Raw genomic sequence first — 17,459 nt, 5'->3', positions numbered from 1 at the left:
ATAAGTACTTCAATTCATAAATTTGTTGAAATTTCATTTATTCAAACTAACTTTAATTATATAAAATTAATTGTTCAATAAAAGACTACAAAATGTTTCACGTGAAACATTTTGTAGTCTTTTATAAAAGTATTATAAAAATATTATTTCTTTTTTATTGTTATAGTAACTTGTATACTATCATCTAATTCCTTGGATCTATATTTAGCTTCCACCCCATATTTATCAAAAACTTGCTTTACAGTGTTAATATATATAGCTGGACTAAATGATCCTTTTATTCTCTTTTTACCATCTGATGCAACTTCAGTATGAGCTAATTTAAGTAATTCCCTATCTATAAGTTCTTCTGTTTTTTTAACATTTAGCCCATTTTTTATTACAATTTCTAATACTTCATTACGTAACTCATCAGTTGGTATTTTTAATAATGCTCTAGCATGTCTCTCTGTCAATTTATTGTCGATTATTGTACTAATTATTTTTTCATCTAACTTTAAAATTCTAAGCTTATTTGCTATTGTAGATTGCTTCTTACCTATAACCTCAGATAATTGCTCCTGAGTGTAAGAATGTACTTTAATTAAATTATGATATGCTAACGCTTCTTCATAGAAATTTAAATCTTCTCTTTGCAAATTTTCTAATAATGCAATTGCAGCAGAATCCTTATCATTAATATTAGCTATTATAGCTGGGACTTTTGATAATCCAGCTTCTTTAGCTGCTCTTAATCTTCTTTCTCCTGCGATTAGCTCATAATTATTCTCATCTATTTTCCTAACTGATAAAGGTTGAATTATCCCATAAACCTTTATTGATTGTGCAAGCTCTTGTATTGACTCTTCATCAAATACTTTTCTTGGCTGATAAAGGTTAGGACTTATTGAATCAACCGCTATATAATTAATAGTATTTTCCATTTTATACCATCCTTTTATGAAATTCCTTATCTTTAATTAAAATTCTATATTAATCTCAAAATTCCTCTTTATATTTAACAATTAATATAAATATTTCTAGAAATTTATTTTATAGGATTTTTATTTGCTGTTCCAGCTTTTCTTGGATACTTTTTTGGTGTATCTTTAATCTTTTTTATAACTAACAAATTATGTTTAAGATCACTACCTGCAATATTAACCTCTATTATTTCTTGAATATGCCCACCTAATACTTTAAGTGCTACTTTAGAATCTTTTATTTCATCTTCTATAGCCGGTCCTTTTAATGCTACAAAATATCCACCAACCTTTACGAAAGGTAAACATAGCTCTAATAAAACCGTTAAATTTGCAACAGCTCTAGATACAGCTAAATCGAATTCTTCTCTGTATTCTGCCTTTTGTGCAAAGTCCTCTGCTCTACCATGAATTGTTTTAATATCTTTTAACTCTAATTTATCAATAACTTCATTTAAAAAATTTATTCTTTTATTTAAAGAATCTAAAAGTACCATAGAAGACTCGGGCTTTACTATTTTCATAGGAATCCCTGGAAACCCTCCTCCTGTTCCTATATCTATAATTTTCGTAGCTTCTTTTACATATGGATATTCAAATACTTTAATAGAATCAATGAAGTGCTTTTTTATAATTTTCTCATCTTCTGTTATTGCTGTTAAATTAATTTTTTCATTCCACTCTTTAATTAATGCCTTATATTGAATAAAGTTATTATACATTGTTTCATCAAAGATTAATCCTTCATTCTCACAAGCTTCTTTCAACATATCAAAATACTCCATTTTAATCCTCCGTATAATTAAGTTTTATATGTTTTAATAAAATTTTATGTATATATTTCTATTTTAAACTAATACCTACTAATTATAAACCTAAATAATTAGTAGGTATTAATAAATACTTATTTTTTTAATTCTTAAATATTATATATTAATTGTTTATTTTTAAGCTTCTTCTTCTTTGCTCAAGAAATATTAATAGAACATTTATATCTGCTGGAGATACTCCAGAAATTCTAGATGCTTGACCTATATTTACAGGTTTTATTGAATCTAATTTTTGAATAGCCTCTGTCCTTAATCCTTTAACTTCATTATAGTCTAAATCTTCTGGTATAAATTTATTTTCATATTTAGTAAATTGACTAATTTGTTCTAATTGCTTTGTTATATAGCCTTCATACTTAGATACTATATTAACTTGCTCCGTAACTTGTCTACTAAGTTCTTTTCTTTCCGGATCTAGACCCTTAATATTGTAATAGTCTAATTCTGAACGTTTAATTAATTCATATAATGAAGTGGGTTTTTTTAGTTCTGCAGAACCCATTTTAAATAAAAATTCATTTACTTCTTTTTTACCTGTTATTTGAAGATTTTTCAATCTTTCTATTTCTGCATCTATATCCTCTTTTTTCTTAATGAACGCCTTATATCTTTCATCTTTAACTAATCCAACTTGATAACCAATTTCCGTTAACCTTAAATCAGCATTATCTTGTCTTAGTAAAAGTCTATATTCAGACCTTGAAGTCATCATTCTATAAGGTTCATTGGTTCCTTTTGTAACTAAATCATCTACTAAAACTCCTATATAAGCATCAGATCTTTTTAAAATTAAAGGCTCCTTTCCTTTAATTTTAAGAGATGCATTTATTCCTGCAAGAATTCCTTGTCCTGCTGCTTCTTCATAACCAGAACTTCCATTTACCTGTCCTGCTGAAAATAATCCATCTATATGCTTAAACTCTAATGATAATTTTAATTGTGTAGGATCTATGCAATCATATTCTATTGCATACCCAGTTCTCATTACCTCTACATTTTCAAGTCCTTCTATTGTTCTTAAAAACTCTAATTGTACATCCTCTGGAAGAGAACTACTCATTCCTTGAACATACATTTCTTCAGTACTTTCTCCTTCTGGTTCTATAAACAATTGATGTCTTTCTTTATCTCTAAATCTCATTACTTTATCTTCAATGGATGGACAATATCTTGGTCCTGTACTTTTTATCGATCCATTATAAAGTGGTGATCTATCTATATTTTTTAATATTACATCATGGGTTTTACTATTGGTATAAGTTAGATAACAAGATATCTGTGATCTTTGTATATCTCCACTCATAAATGAAAATGGAACTACATCTTTATCACCCTTTTGCTCTTCCATTTTAGAAAAATCTACTGATCTAGCATTAATTCTTGCTGGTGTTCCTGTCTTAAACCTTCTTAATGTAATCCCTAAATCTATTAATGATTTAGATAACTCATTAGCCGGAAATAATCCACTAGGTCCTTCATTTACCACTACTTCACCTATTATTACCTGTGATTTCAAATAAGTACCGCTTGTTAAAATAACTGATTTACAATTAAAGTAAGCTCCATACTTAGTTAGAATACCTTTAACTACGTTGTTTGGTGCATCAATACTTACAACCTCAAGTTGTTTTAAATCTAAATTAGGCTCTGTCTCTATCACATGTTTCATTCTTTCAGAGTATCTCTTTTTATCTGCTTGAGCTCTAAGTGAATGAACTGCTGGACCTTTAGATATGTTAAGCATTCTAGACTGAATGTAAGTATCATCTATATTTCTTCCCATCTCTCCACCTAATGCATCAACCTCTCTAACTAAATGACCCTTTGCGGTACCCCCAATATTAGGGTTACATGGCATAAGCGCTAAACTATCAAGATTAAGTGTACACATTAAAGTTTTTAATCCCATTCTAGCCGTAGCTAAAGCAGCCTCACAACCAGCATGACCAGCTCCTACTACAACTACATCATAATCTCCTGCTAAGTATTTCATTATTTCACCTCTATTTACCTAGACAAAAATCTTTAAATATTTTATCTATAATATTTTCTTCTAATGAATCTCCTGTAATCTCACCTAAAAATGTCCAAGCATTTCTAATATCAATAGATGCAAGGTCAATAGCAAAAGTATAATTTAAAGTATTTATAGCACTCTCAATGCATTCATAAGCTCTTAAAAGAGCTTCTTTATGCCTTGTATTAGTTATTATAACATTGTTAGTACTAATCTCTCCTTTGAAGAACATATCTTTAATAGCTGTCCTAACCTCATCTATACCTTCACCTGTTTTAGCTGAAATACTATATATATTGGTACAATTAATATTTTCTAAATCCTTCTGAGTAATTTTGCTATTTAAATCACTCTTGTTTAATAATATCATATATTTTTTATTACTTATATGATTAATAATTTCCTTATCTTCCTCAGTTAACTCATTGCTAGAATCTAATATAAGAATAATTAAATCCGCATCATTAATTTTAGCTCTTGATCTTTCTACACCTATTTTCTCTACTACATCATCTGTTTCTCTTATTCCTGCAGTATCAATAATCTTTATTGGAATTCCAGAAATATTTATATATTCCTCTATAACATCTCTTGTAGTGCCAGGTATATCTGTAACTATAGCTCTATTTTCTTTAGTTAATGCATTTAAAAGCGATGATTTTCCTACATTAGGCTTACCTACAATTACGGTACTTAATCCTTCTCTTAATATTTTTCCTTCTTCAGCAGTTTCTATAAACTCTTTTATTTCTTTTTTTATTATATCTAAATCCCTTATAGCCATTTCAGATGTTACTTCTTCTAAATCATCTTCTGGGTAATCTACAGTAGCCTCTATATGTGCAATTGTTGATAATAACTTTTCTCTTAATACCCGAATTTCCTTGGAAATTAATCCTTCACTTTGCATTAATGCTGACTTCATACTTAAATCAGTTTTAGCATTAATTATATCAATCACAGCTTCAGCCTGCGATAAATCTATTCTCCCATTTAAAAAAGCTCTTTTAGTAAATTCTCCTGGTTCAGCAATCCTAACCCCTTGCTTTATAACCTGTTCTAAAACCTTGTTTGTAGCAACTACCCCACCATGACAATTTATTTCTATAGTATCCTCTGCTGTAAAACTTCTAGGTCCCTTCATAAAAGAAACTATAACCTCATCAATGTGATTATTATTTTCATCTATTATATACCCATATTTCATGGTATAACTTTTCATATCTTTAATTGATTGACCATTTTTAGCTTGAAATATTTTCTCAACAACATCTTTAGCCTTATCTCCAGAAATTCTTACAATGGCAATGCCACCTTCTCCTATACTTGTTGATATAGCACCTATTGTATCAAAATCCTTCATGTTAGTCCCTCCTTTTTTATATTACAACATAACTTAATATAAATTGTACCCACAAATCACTATTGTATCACACTACTTGAAAATATAAAAAGAAAGCCTCTAGGCTTTCTTTAATTCAATAACTACTCTTCTATAAGGCTCTTCACCCTCACTATGGGTAGTTACATATGCATTGTTTTGCAAAGTTGAATGAATAACTCTTCTTTCATATGGGTTCATAGGTTCTAATTTTAAAGTCTTTCCATTAATTCTTACCTTATCTCCCATTTTAAGTGCCAATTTTTTAAGTGTTTCCTGTCTGTTTTGTCTATAATTAACAGTATCAAGAATTACTCTCTTGTATGTTTCATCATGATTCTTATTAACCACTAAGCTCAGTAAGTATTGAAGAGAGTCTAAAGTTTCTCCTCTATACCCTATTAATACCCCCATATTAGGCCCTACTAAATTAATATTTATTTCATTATTTTCTTCTTTTATATGAATCTCAGCTTTTACATTCATAGCATTAAGAATCTCTCTTAAGAAATTTTTAGCATCACCTATATAATCTCTCTTTAGTGTCACCTTAACTTTTGCTGGCTTAACCCCTATTATATTTAAAAATCCTTTACTACCTTCTTCTAATACTTCTATGGTAACTTTTTCTTCTGTAACATTTAATTCTCTTAAGGCATTCTGTATAGCTTCTTCAGCAGTCCTACCAATTATTTCAATACTTTTCATGCTTTAGATACCGCCCTTCCAATAATAAAATGATTTTATTATGCCGATTTAGTACTAGGCTTTTTATAAATTTTATTTAATATTAAAGATTGTGCCATTTGGATTAAGTTTCCTACTGTCCAGTAAAGTACTAATGCTCCTGGAAATTGTAATGACATAAATCCAAAGAAAATTGACATACCAATATTCATCATATTAGTTTGTTTAGCTGCATCTCCAGTAGCAGGTTGCATAGCCTTACTAGAAAAATATGTTGTTAAACCTGAAACTATTGGTAATATCATTGTTGGATCTTTTTGTGCTAAATCTGGCATCCATAAAAATCCAGCTCCTTGATAATCTATTGATTTAAATACATAAAACAATGCTATCATAATTGGAAACTGAATAAGCATTGGTAAACATCCACCAAACATGGACACATTATTTTCTTTATATACTTTCATTATTTCAGTCTGCTGTCTTTGAGGATCGTTTTTATACTTTTCTTGAACCTTTTTAATTTCAGGCTGAATTGCACTCATTTTAGCCGTAGATTTAGTTTGCTTTAGCGATAATGGTAATAAACATATTCTTGCAAGCAATGTAAATATTATTATTGCAATACCGAATGATATGTCTGGATTTGTTGTAATTAACTGGACAAAATTATGAACCGATTTAAATACTTCTACAAATATACCAGATAAGTAATTCAAATTAACCCCTCCTAATACTTTCTATTTAACAGGGTCATATCCTCCCTTATGGTAAGGATGACACCGTAAAATTCTCTTAATAGCCATAAAACCTCCTTTGATTGCGCCATATTTTTCGATAGCTTGAATTGCATATATGGAACAGCTTGGTTCAAATATGCAACATGGCGCTTTCATAGGAGATATATATTTTCTATAACATTTAATTACTAATAGTAATATTTTTTTCAACATTATTAAGCCCTGATTTCTTAAATAAATATTTAACCGAGTTTTCAATTTCTTTATAACTCTTATCCTTTGAAGCACTTCTTGCAACAAAGACTAGATCATACCCCTGCTTTAATCCTTGTTTATTTAATCTAACACTTTCACTTATAAGCCTCTTTACTCTGCTACGAACTACACTCTTTCCTACTTTTTTACTTACAGATATTCCTACCCTATTAATTCCTTTATTGTTTTTGAATACGTATAACACTAATAAAGATGTAGATAAAGATTTCCCTCTTCTATATACTAATCTAAACTCAGGGTTTTTTCTTAGCCTTTCTTCTTTCATAGTTCTATGTTGCTCTCTTTCTTAATTACAGAAAAAGGCCACATTAGCGGCCCTTATGCTGTCAATTTTTTTCTTCCTTTTTGTCTTCTTCTCTTAAGAACAGTTCTTCCAGAAGCAGTACTCATTCTTTTTCTGAATCCATGCTCTTTCTTTCTGTGTCTTTTTTTAGGTTGGTAAGTCATGAACATGTGCTTGCACCCCCTTCATCTTATATGTCATTTATAGCAATTAAATTATCACTACTTTATAAGTTTCACTATTAGATTATAAATGTAAGTAACTCTTATGTCAAGATAACTATTTATAACATTTTCTAACATTATTAATATGTCATTTTTTTGTGTTTTTAAACACCCTTGTTAATAAAAATTCCACAAAACTATTTTTTTTGTGGATAACTTATTGAATACCATGCAATCTTTTGATATCATTATGTATGGATGTTGATAAGTTATTTTTCGAACAAGTTATACACAATCTGTTGATTATTCTGTGAATAACTCTTATTTTTTCTCTTTTTTTTGTGTTTTTACATGAAATCTTAATGTTTTTCACCACTTTTGCCTGTGTATAACTTATAATTATATATTGTTAGTAAGTATAATTTACTATTTATTAAAACACAAATTATAAACATGTGAATAAAAATTTTAACAATGGTAAACAACTTTATATGTATCTATTATTCTGTTGATACTCTTGTGGATTTTTATCTCTTTTCTATTATTAACTATAGATATAACTATTTTAAGAGGAGGATATAAAATGAACACCTATGTAAATGAAATTTGGGAAAAAGCCTTAGAAATACTTAAAGCTGAACTCACCGAAGTAAGTTTTAATACTTGGATAAAAAGTATTGACCCACTAAAAATGACTGATTCAACTATAACTCTTGGTGTTCGTAATGACTTCACTAAGGATATCCTAGAGAATAGATATAAAGACCTAATAAAAAATTCTATTCAAGCAGCATGCAATAAATCATATTCAATAAACTTTGTTATAAGCTCTGAGGAAGCTTCTGATTTAGATACATCAACCTCTAAGCATACAAATAACAAACATAATTTAATTGTAAATGATGAAATGTCAGCAATCCTAAATCCTAAATATACCTTTGATTCTTTCGTCATAGGAAATAGTAATAGATTTGCTCATGCAGCTTCTTTAGCTGTAGCAGAGTCTCCAGCTAAGGCTTATAACCCGCTATTTATTTATGGAGGCGTTGGACTTGGAAAAACACACTTAATGCATGCTATTGGGAGTTACATACAGACAGTTAATTCAAAGTCTAAAGTAGTTTATGTTTCATCAGAAAAATTTACAAATGAGCTTATTAATTCTATTAAAGATGATAAAAATGTTGAATTTAGGAATAAATACAGAAATGTAGATGTACTTCTTATTGACGATATTCAATTTATAGCCGGTAAGGAATCTACTCAAGAAGAGTTCTTTCATACCTTTAATGCTCTGCATGATGCTAATAAACAAATAATCCTATCAAGCGATAGACCTCCCAAGGAAATTCCTACATTAGAAGACAGGTTAAGATCTAGATTTGAATGGGGACTTATAGCTGATATACAACCACCTGACTTTGAAACAAGAATTGCTATCCTAAAAAAGAAGGCTGATGTAGAAAATTTAAATATTCCTAATGAAGTTATGGTATATATAGCTACACAAATTAAATCTAACATAAGAGAACTAGAGGGTGCTCTTATAAGAATAGTTGCCTATTCTTCTTTAACAAATAAAGATATAAGTGTAGATTTAGCATCTGAAGCTCTAAAAGATATAATATCAAACAGGAATTCAAGGCAAGTTACTATTGAATTAATTCAAGATATAGTTTCTAGTTACTATAACTTAAAGGTAGATGACTTCAAATCTGCAAGAAGAACTAGAAATGTTTCTTTTCCAAGACAAATTGCTATGTACCTTTCAAGAAAGCTTACAGATACTTCTCTTCCCAAGATAGGTGAAGAATTTGGCGGTAGAGATCATACTACAGTAATTCATGCATATGAAAAAATTTCTCAGAATCTAAAGAAAGATGAAAGCCTTCAATCAGCTATAGCTGAATTAAGTAAAAGAATTAATCAAAAGTAATTAATAACATTTGTTATTAATTATTAAAAGATTTATTGTGGATTACTTTTCAAAAAAAATATATTCTTAATACTGTGGATAACTACTGAATTTCAAAATTAGTTTATCCACAATTTATTTTACACAGAAATTGTTGATATCATTGGCCTGGAAGTACTTATCAACAAATCAACAGCCCCTACTACTACTACTACTAAATATTATTTAATTATCTAAGCTATTTATAGTAATTTTATATGTGTATAAGGAGGAGGATTTTTTATGAAATTCTTAATAGAAAAAAGCTTATTACAAGAAGCAATTTCAGATGTTCAAAAAGCTATTACAGGTAAATCAACATTGCCTATACTTCAAGGTATATATATATATGCAAAAGATGGATTATTAACGTTAATTGGATCTGATATAGAAGTTAGCATAGAAACAAAAATACCAGCCAATATTATAGAAGAAGGCGAAGTGGTTCTTGACTCTAAAATATTTGGCGAAATTATAAGGAAACTACCTAACGATATAGTTGAAATAACTGAAATCAATAGTAATGAGGTAGAACTAAAGTGCCAAAAATCTAATGTTCAATTAGTATACCTAAATCCAAAAGAATATCCAACGTTACCGAGCATAGAAGAAGATGTGGTGCTATCTGTATCTCAAAAAACTTTAAAAAATATGATAAAATCAACCATTTTTGCTATTGCTCAAGATGATACAAGACCTATATTGACAGGGGTATTACTTCAAGTTAAAGAAAATAAACTAAATATGGTTGCACTAGATGGATTTAGAGTAGCCTTAAAGAGTGAATCCATGGATTGTAAATCTAATAAGGAATCAGTAATACCAGGAAAAACACTTAATGAAGTTTCTAAAATTCTTAAAGATACTGATGATGTTGTGCAAATTACATTTACAAAGAATCACATATTATTTAATTTTGGAAATACTAAAGTCATCTCTAGATTATTAGAGGGAGATTTTATTAAATATGAATCTATCATTCCTAAGGAGCATAATTTAAAAGTTACGGTTAACAGAAATGAAATTTTAGGTTGTATAGAAAGAGCTTCACTTATGGCGAAGGATGGAAACACTAATCTTGTAAAATTTGATATTTCTGATGATACCCTAGTTGTAACATCGAATTCTCAATTGGGAAAGGCTAGAGAAGAAGTTCAAATAATATTGCAAGGAGAGGGAATAAAAATTGCATTTAATTCTAAATATTTAATTGATGTGTTTAAAACAATGGAAGAGGAAAATATAACCATGGAATTTACATCTACGGTTTCTCCTTGTGTAATAAGAAATCAAGATAGTGATAACAGTGTTTATTTATTACTTCCAGTAAGAGTTGCTAATAATAATTAGGATGTGAGAAATATATGGTAGAAATAAAAATAGATACAGAATTTATAAAGCTAGACTCATTTTTGAAGTTTACTGGAGCTACTACCTTAGGGTCGGAAGCTAAATTTTATATACAAAATGAAGATGTTAAGGTTAATGGTGAAGTGGAAGTAAGAAGAGGAAGAAAGCTATATATAGGTGATAAAATAGAATTTCAAGAAGAAGAATATATTATTATATAAAACGTTAGGCTGATAAGTATTTCAGCCTTTTGAGTTTTATAGTTATTATAATTAAGAGATTCAGCTATATTTATATTTTTACAGTAATTTTCACACTTAGAATGTATATTATGATATAATTTTAGGTGGGTGTTTTTATGTATGTTAGATATTTGAATTTAATAAATTTTAGAAATTATAAAAATGTGGCCTTAGAATTATGTGATGGAACTAATGTTTTTCAAGGTGATAATGCTCAAGGAAAAACTAATATACTTGAGTCGCTATACTATTCGAGTGTTGGAAAATCACATAGAACTAATAAAGATAAAGAGCTTATATATTGGGACAGTAACGAGGCGTATATTAGTGCTTATGTGGTAAAAGAACGTTTAGATAAAAAAATAAATATAAAACTTTTTAAAGATGGGAAAAAAGCTATAAATATAAACTCAATAAAGATAACTAAGCTACAAGATATGGTAGGTGTTGTTAATGTAGTTATATTTTCACCAGAAGATTTAGATATTGTTAAGAATTCGCCATCATTTAGAAGGCGATTTTTAGATATTGAACTTTGCAAACTGGACAAAAAATACTACCATTATCTATCTTCGTATAAAAAAGTTTTAAATGAAAGAAACATTATATTAAAGAAATTTAGCGCTGACATAGATATGATAGATATATATGATATTAGATTAGCTGAATTTGGGAGTTACATAATAGCTCAAAGAATTAAGTATATAGAAAAATTAAATGAATTCTCTAAAAAAATTCACAACGATATAACTCAGGGAAGTGAGTTTATTAAATTTAATTATATAATGCAGCTTAAGGGTATTGATAATCTGCAAGAAGAGTTATATAACCTACTTAAAAGTAATAGAAAAAAAGACCTAGAGAAAAAAATTACATCTGTAGGACCACATAGAGATGATTTTTCTATATTTATAAATGATATAGATGTAAAGATATTTGGATCGCAAGGTCAGCAAAGAACTTCTGTTTTGACGATAAAATTTGCATCATTGCGAATAATAAAAGAATTAATAGGAGAATATCCATTGTTATTACTTGATGACGTATTGTCTGAATTAGATACAAAAAGGCAAGAATATATATTGAGATCTATAAATGGAATTCAAACCTTAATAACATGTACAGGAATTACAGGGATAAAAAAATATTTAAAAGGTAATAACATGAAAATATTCAATGTTGAAAAAGGAAGCGTACAAGAAATAATGTGATGGAGTTAGGGGGAATACTATGTTTTTACACTTAGGCGAAAGTATAGTTGTGCCAATTAAAGATATAATAGGTATTTTTGACATAGAATCTACTATGTATAGTCCAGACACTAGCCAGTTCATAAGGTTAGCAGAAGAAGATGGGTTTGTAGAACGTATAACTAGTGATAAACCTAAATCATTTATTATAGCTGAAGTAAACAAGAAGAGTAAGATTTATTTGTCACCTATATCATCATCTACTTTGTGTAAAAGGACTAATATGTCATACTGTGAACTTTAGGTTAAGTTAGGAGGATAGCTATGGTTAATAATGAAAAATATGATGAAAATCAGATACAAGTCCTTGAAGGACTTGAGGCAGTTAGAAAAAGGCCTGGTATGTATATTGGAAGTACTAGTATCAGAGGCCTACACCATTTAGTTTATGAGATTGTTGATAATAGTATAGATGAAGCATTAGCGGGCTTTTGTGAAAGTATACAAGTTATTATTCATAAAGATAACTCAGTTACAGTAATAGATGATGGAAGAGGAATGCCAGTAGGCATACACCCTAAAATGCATATACCTACGATTGAAGTTATAATGACAGTACTTCACGCTGGTGGAAAGTTTGGTGGCGGAGGATACAAGGTATCAGGAGGACTTCATGGGGTTGGAGCTTCTGTTGTTAATGCACTATCAGAGCTTTGTGAAGTTACAGTAAAAAGAGATGGGCATATATGGTATCAAAGTTTTTCAAGAGGTAAAACTGTTACACCTTTTGATAAAATCGGAAATACTGATGATCATGGAACAATAATTCACTTTATGCCGGATGAAGAAATATTTGAAAGTATTGAATTTGAATATGATACGCTATCTCAAAGATTAAGAGAGTTAGCATTTCTTAATAAAGGGATAAATATCAAAATTACAGATGAGAGATATGAGAAAGAAAATAAGTTTCATTATGAAGGTGGGATAAAATCCTTTGTAGAATACTTAAATAGAAATAAAGGGAAAATTCATAATGAACCAGTCTATATAGAAGGAATAAAAAATACAACTTCAGTAGAATTAGCATTTCAGTACAATGACACGTATAACGAGAATTTATTTTCCTTTGCAAATAATATAGATACAGTTGAAGGCGGAACTCACTTAGTAGGTTTTAAGACAGCATTAACTAGAGTTCTTAATGATTATGCTAAAAAATTTGGATTTTTAAAAGAAAATGATAAAAATCTAAGTGGAGAAGATGTTAGAGAAGGGTTAACTGCAGTTATATCTGTTAAGCTTACAGATCCTCAGTTTGAAGGTCAAACTAAGACTAAGCTTGGTAATAGTGAAGTAAGAGGAATAGTAGAATCAATAGTAGGAGATATTGTAAGTTCATTTTTAGAGGAAAATCCTACTGTAGGTAAAAGTATTATAGAGAAGGGCTTAAATGCAGCTAGAGCTAGGGAAGCAGCTAAAAAGGCACGTGAACTTACTAGAAGAAAATCAGTGCTTGAGAGTACAACTTTGCCAGGGAAACTTGCTGATTGTTCTTCTAAAGATCCATCTGAATGTGAAATTTATATAGTTGAGGGAGATTCTGCGGGTGGTTCTGCTAAGCAAGGAAGAGATAGGCGATTCCAAGCCATACTTCCCCTTAGAGGAAAAATAATGAATATAGAAAAGCAAAGACTTGATAAAATATTAGCATCAGATTCTATAAGATCTATGATAACAGCTTTTGGAGCTGGAGTTGGTAAGGATTTTGATGTATCTAAGATTAGATATAATAAAATAATAATAATGACAGATGCTGATGTAGATGGAGCTCATATAAGAACTCTTCTACTTACATTCTATTATAGATACATGAGAGAGTTAATAGATGATGGTCATGTGTTTATTGCTCAGCCACCTCTTTATAAAGTTAAAAAAGGAAAATTTGAAAAATACACATATAGTGATAGTGAATTAGATATAGTAATTGAAGAATTAGGTGGAAAAGATAACAATACAGATATTCAAAGATATAAAGGTCTTGGAGAAATGAACCCAGAGCAATTATGGAGTACTACAATGGATCCAGCAACTAGAACTCTATTACAAGTAACTGTTGAAGATGCAATGGCAGCAGATGAGATATTTACTATTTTAATGGGTGACAAGGTAGAGCCACGTAGAGAATTTATACAAGAGAATGCTAAAAAAGTTAGCAACTTAGATATATAGCTTTATGCTATAGTGAAGGTAGGTGTAAATATGGACACTATGGATAAAATAATACCAATAGATATAAAACAAGAAATGAAAAAATCCTATATAGACTACGCTATGAGTGTTATTGTTGGAAGAGCGTTACCGGATGTTAGGGATGGATTGAAACCAGTTCATAGAAGAATTTTATACTCTATGCATGAGTTAGGGATAACTTACGAAAAAGGTTATAGAAAATGCGCCAGGATAGTTGGAGATGTACTAGGTAAATATCACCCACATGGTGACAGTTCAGTATATGATGCACTAGTTAGAATGGCACAGGATTTTTCAATAAGATATATGCTAGTAGATGGTCATGGAAACTTTGGATCCGTTGATGGGGATGGAGCTGCAGCTATGAGATATACAGAAGCTAAGATGAGTAAGATTACTAGTCAAATGCTTCGAGATATTAACAAAGAAACTGTAGATTTTACTCCAAACTTTGATGGTGAAGAAAGAGAACCTGTAGTTTTACCAGCAAGATTTCCAACGCTACTAGTAAATGGATCTTCAGGGATAGCAGTTGGTATGGCAACTAACATACCACCACACAATCTTACAGAAGTCATAAATGCTGTAATCATGCTTATAGATAATCCAGAAGCTATAACTGAGGATTTCATGACTGAGATTAAAGGACCAGACTTCCCAACAGGTGGAATAATTTTAGGTAGAAGTGGTATTAGAAGTGCTTATGAAACTGGTAGAGGAAGGATTCTAGTTAGATCAAAAGCTGAAATAGAAGAACATAATGGTAGAAATAGAATAATAGTTTCAGAGATACCATATATGGTTAACAAAGCAAACCTTATAGAATCTATAGCAAATCTAGTTAAGGAAAAGAAAATAGATGGTATATCTGATTTAAGAGATGAATCAGATAGAGATGGTATGAGAATTGTTATAGAATTAAAAAGAGATGCAAATGCAAATGTTGTTTTAAATAGACTTTATAAGCATACAAAAATGCAAGATACTTTTGGAGTTATCATGATTGCATTGGTTAATAATGAACCTAAAGTACTTAATTTAAAACAAATTTTAACTCATTACTTGAATCATCAAAAGGATGTAGTAAAAAGAAGGACTATCTTTGATTTAGATAAAGCTAATGCGAGAGCCCATATACTTGAAGGATTAAAAATTGCACTTGATAATATTGATGCAGTTATATCTCTAATTAGAGCATCTAAAACAACACAAGAAGCTAAAGATGGATTAATTGAGAAGTTTAATCTTTCAGAAAAGCAAGCACAAGCTATTTTAGATTTAAAATTGCAAAGATTAACAGGTCTGGAGAGAGATAAGATTGAAGATGAGTATAATGAATTAATGAAAACAATAGCTTATCTACAATCAATACTTAATAGTGAAGAGATTCTACTTAACATCATAAAAGATGAATTAGTTGAAATAAAGACAAAGTATGGCGATGATAGAAGAACTCTTATAGAAAAAAATCCTTATAGCTTTGAGGATGAAGATTTAATTGATGATGATGATATAGTAATAACATTAACCCATGGAGGATATATCAAGCGTCTACCAGCTGATACCTATAATGCTCAAAAAAGAGGTGGAAGAGGTATTCAAGGGGTTACTACTAAGGAAGATGATTTTGTAGAGCATATTTTAATAACACCAACTTTAAATAATATACTATTCTTTACAAACAAAGGAAAGGTATATAAATTAAAGGGATATGAAATCCCAGAAGGTGGCAGAACTGCTAAGGGAACTAATATTGTTAATATGCTACCACTAGATCCAGATGAAAATATACAAGCAGTTATGTCTATAAGAACCTTTGATAGTGATAATTATCTCTTAATGGGTACTAAATCAGGAATGGTTAAGAAGACATCATTAGATAAGTTTGAAAACATTAGGAAGAATGGACTTAATGCTATTAACTTAAAAGAAGATGACGAAATTGTTGGAGTTAGAATAACTAAAGGTGATGATGAAGTATTATTTGTCACTAAGTATGGATACTCTATAAGATTTAGTGAAAAAGAAGTTAGAAACATGGGAAGAACTACTACAGGGGTTAAGGCTATAACATTAAGAGATGATGATATAGCTGTATCAATGATAATAGCAAAACCAGACGAAGAACTTCTTGTAATTAGTGAAAAAGGATTTGGTAAACGAACAGCTATAGAAAACTACACACTTCAAAGAAGAGGTGGAAAAGGAATCAAGACTTATAAGATATCAGAAAAGACAGGTAACGTGGTTAGTGCTAGGGTAGTTAGAGATGTAGATGAAATTATGTTAATTAACAGTAATGGTATAATAATAAGAATTAACGTTAGTGATATATCTACAACTAGTAGAAATGCTATGGGAGTTACTCTTATGAAAACCGGAGAAGATGTAAATATAGTAGCTGTTGCAAAAATTAACTATAATAGTGAAGAAGAAAAGAATGAGGATAAACAAATGTCTATAGATGGAATTGTAGACAATGAAAATAACTTATCAGAAAACTTAGATGAAAGTGATGACTTAGAAGAGAGTGATGAACTTGAAGAAAGTAATGATAAGACTTTAGAGTAAATTGATTAATTTATTATCAAATAGAAAAGGATTTTCTTAAAATGGAATTATCTATTTTAAGAAAGTCCTTTTCTTTTCTTTTATTTTGTTTTGCAACTTTTATTTTGTTTTGCAATATGTAATTCATATATATTGTTAATTTAAATATAGGTAAGATATCATATGTATATTATTATCTATTCAAATGATACAAACACATATCCAAGTGTATCAATATATGAATAGTTAAGGAAAATAATGAATTTTAAAGAAAAATAGTTATAAATTTAATTAATGATATTTAATTATAAATAATTTACTAAATAATCATGATAAGATATGTTTTGTCGCTGAGCGATACAATGACAGTTAAACATCAAATCAAAATTAAAAGTTTTTGAAAAGTTGTTGACAATATAAAGTTTATGTAGTAAACTAAGAAAGTCGTTAATAGTAAGCGATAAATTAAATGGTCTTTGAAAATTAAACAGAGAAAAAGGTAAAACCAGTTAATTCCGATAGAGAAATCTATCAAATAAATGACTTAACAAGTCAGCGAAAAAAAGAGCATAGCTCAAAC

The 17,459-nt window shown here is 29.4% G+C and carries 16 protein-coding genes; 7 read left to right on the top strand and 9 right to left on the bottom strand.

Annotation, left to right across the window (positions count from 1 at the left end; all coding sequences use genetic code 11):
- Nucleotides 1-143: 143 nt before the first annotated feature.
- From B3086_RS00160 to rpmH, 9 genes are all read right to left on the bottom strand, one after another.
- Nucleotides 144-923, bottom strand: coding sequence for a ParB/RepB/Spo0J family partition protein (locus B3086_RS00160; protein ID WP_035135525.1), 780 nt, complete (start codon nt 921-923; stop codon nt 144-146).
- 104 nt (nt 924-1,027) lie between these two features.
- Entirely contained in the window at nt 1,028-1,747 is a 720-nt protein-coding gene (gene rsmG, locus B3086_RS00155; RefSeq protein ID WP_346880495.1) for a 16S rRNA (guanine(527)-N(7))-methyltransferase RsmG, read from the bottom strand.
- A gap of 148 nt (nt 1,748-1,895) precedes the next feature.
- Nucleotides 1,896-3,785 (bottom strand): tRNA uridine-5-carboxymethylaminomethyl(34) synthesis enzyme MnmG, encoded by a 1,890-nt coding sequence (mnmG, locus tag B3086_RS00150; RefSeq protein ID WP_346880496.1) that lies wholly within the window; start codon nt 3,783-3,785, stop codon nt 1,896-1,898.
- A gap of 10 nt (nt 3,786-3,795) precedes the next feature.
- A complete protein-coding gene (gene mnmE, locus B3086_RS00145; protein WP_346880497.1) occupies nt 3,796-5,172 on the bottom strand; it encodes a tRNA uridine-5-carboxymethylaminomethyl(34) synthesis GTPase MnmE in 1,377 nt (458 codons plus the stop codon).
- 99 nt (nt 5,173-5,271) lie between these two features.
- Nucleotides 5,272-5,898 (bottom strand): RNA-binding cell elongation regulator Jag/EloR, encoded by a 627-nt coding sequence (jag, locus tag B3086_RS00140; protein WP_346849163.1) that lies wholly within the window; start codon nt 5,896-5,898, stop codon nt 5,272-5,274.
- Between the two features lie 38 nt (nt 5,899-5,936).
- Nucleotides 5,937-6,596 (bottom strand): membrane protein insertase YidC, encoded by a 660-nt coding sequence (gene yidC / locus B3086_RS00135; RefSeq protein ID WP_035135516.1) that lies wholly within the window; start codon nt 6,594-6,596, stop codon nt 5,937-5,939.
- A 21-nt stretch (nt 6,597-6,617) separates the two neighbouring features.
- On the bottom strand, nt 6,618-6,830 hold the full coding sequence (gene yidD, locus B3086_RS00130; protein ID WP_414632258.1) for a membrane protein insertion efficiency factor YidD: 213 nt from the start codon (nt 6,828-6,830) through the stop codon (nt 6,618-6,620).
- Complete coding sequence (gene rnpA, locus B3086_RS00125) at nt 6,799-7,158, bottom strand: ribonuclease P protein component (protein ID WP_035135514.1); 360 nt, start codon at nt 7,156-7,158, stop codon at nt 6,799-6,801. The genes yidD and rnpA overlap by 32 nt, the downstream gene beginning before the upstream one ends.
- Before the next feature lie 53 nt (nt 7,159-7,211).
- The gene (rpmH, locus tag B3086_RS00120; protein WP_035135513.1) at nt 7,212-7,346 is read right to left on the bottom strand and encodes a 50S ribosomal protein L34; all 135 of its coding nucleotides are present in this window, start codon (nt 7,344-7,346) and stop codon (nt 7,212-7,214) included.
- Nucleotides 7,347-7,923: 577 nt separating this feature from the next.
- On the opposite strand from rpmH, the gene dnaA reads away from it, so the two are divergent.
- The 7 genes from dnaA (at nt 7,924) to gyrA (ending at nt 16,900) form a co-directional block, all read left to right on the top strand.
- Nucleotides 7,924-9,276 carry a chromosomal replication initiator protein DnaA gene (dnaA, locus tag B3086_RS00115; RefSeq protein ID WP_346849162.1) on the top strand — a complete coding sequence of 451 codons (1,353 nt, stop codon included), beginning with the start codon at nt 7,924-7,926 and terminating at the stop codon, nt 9,274-9,276.
- Nucleotides 9,277-9,537: 261 nt separating this feature from the next.
- Nucleotides 9,538-10,644, top strand: a complete 1,107-nt coding sequence (dnaN, locus tag B3086_RS00110; protein ID WP_346849161.1) for a DNA polymerase III subunit beta — start codon at nt 9,538-9,540, stop codon at nt 10,642-10,644.
- Nucleotides 10,645-10,658: 14 nt separating this feature from the next.
- On the top strand, nt 10,659-10,865 hold the full coding sequence (yaaA, locus tag B3086_RS00105) for a S4 domain-containing protein YaaA (protein WP_346849160.1): 207 nt from the start codon (nt 10,659-10,661) through the stop codon (nt 10,863-10,865).
- Between the two features lie 137 nt (nt 10,866-11,002).
- Nucleotides 11,003-12,097 (top strand): DNA replication/repair protein RecF, encoded by a 1,095-nt coding sequence (recF, locus tag B3086_RS00100; protein ID WP_346849159.1) that lies wholly within the window; start codon nt 11,003-11,005, stop codon nt 12,095-12,097.
- Nucleotides 12,098-12,116: 19 nt separating this feature from the next.
- The gene (remB, locus tag B3086_RS00095; RefSeq protein WP_035135503.1) at nt 12,117-12,380 is read left to right on the top strand and encodes an extracellular matrix regulator RemB; all 264 of its coding nucleotides are present in this window, start codon (nt 12,117-12,119) and stop codon (nt 12,378-12,380) included.
- A gap of 20 nt (nt 12,381-12,400) precedes the next feature.
- On the top strand, nt 12,401-14,308 hold the full coding sequence (gene gyrB, locus B3086_RS00090; protein ID WP_346879035.1) for a DNA topoisomerase (ATP-hydrolyzing) subunit B: 1,908 nt from the start codon (nt 12,401-12,403) through the stop codon (nt 14,306-14,308).
- A gap of 30 nt (nt 14,309-14,338) precedes the next feature.
- Entirely contained in the window at nt 14,339-16,900 is a 2,562-nt protein-coding gene (gene gyrA, locus B3086_RS00085) for a DNA gyrase subunit A (protein ID WP_346849157.1), read from the top strand.
- The last annotated feature ends 559 nt before the right edge of the window (nt 16,901-17,459 follow it).

This window comes from Clostridium sp. UBA871 (genome assembly GCF_002295255.1).
Taxonomy (GTDB): Bacteria; Bacillota; Clostridia; order Clostridiales; family Clostridiaceae; genus Clostridium_J; species Clostridium_J sulfidigenes.
The sequence above is the reverse complement of the archived record's forward strand: the minus strand, read 5'-3'. Positions and strand labels throughout refer to the sequence as shown.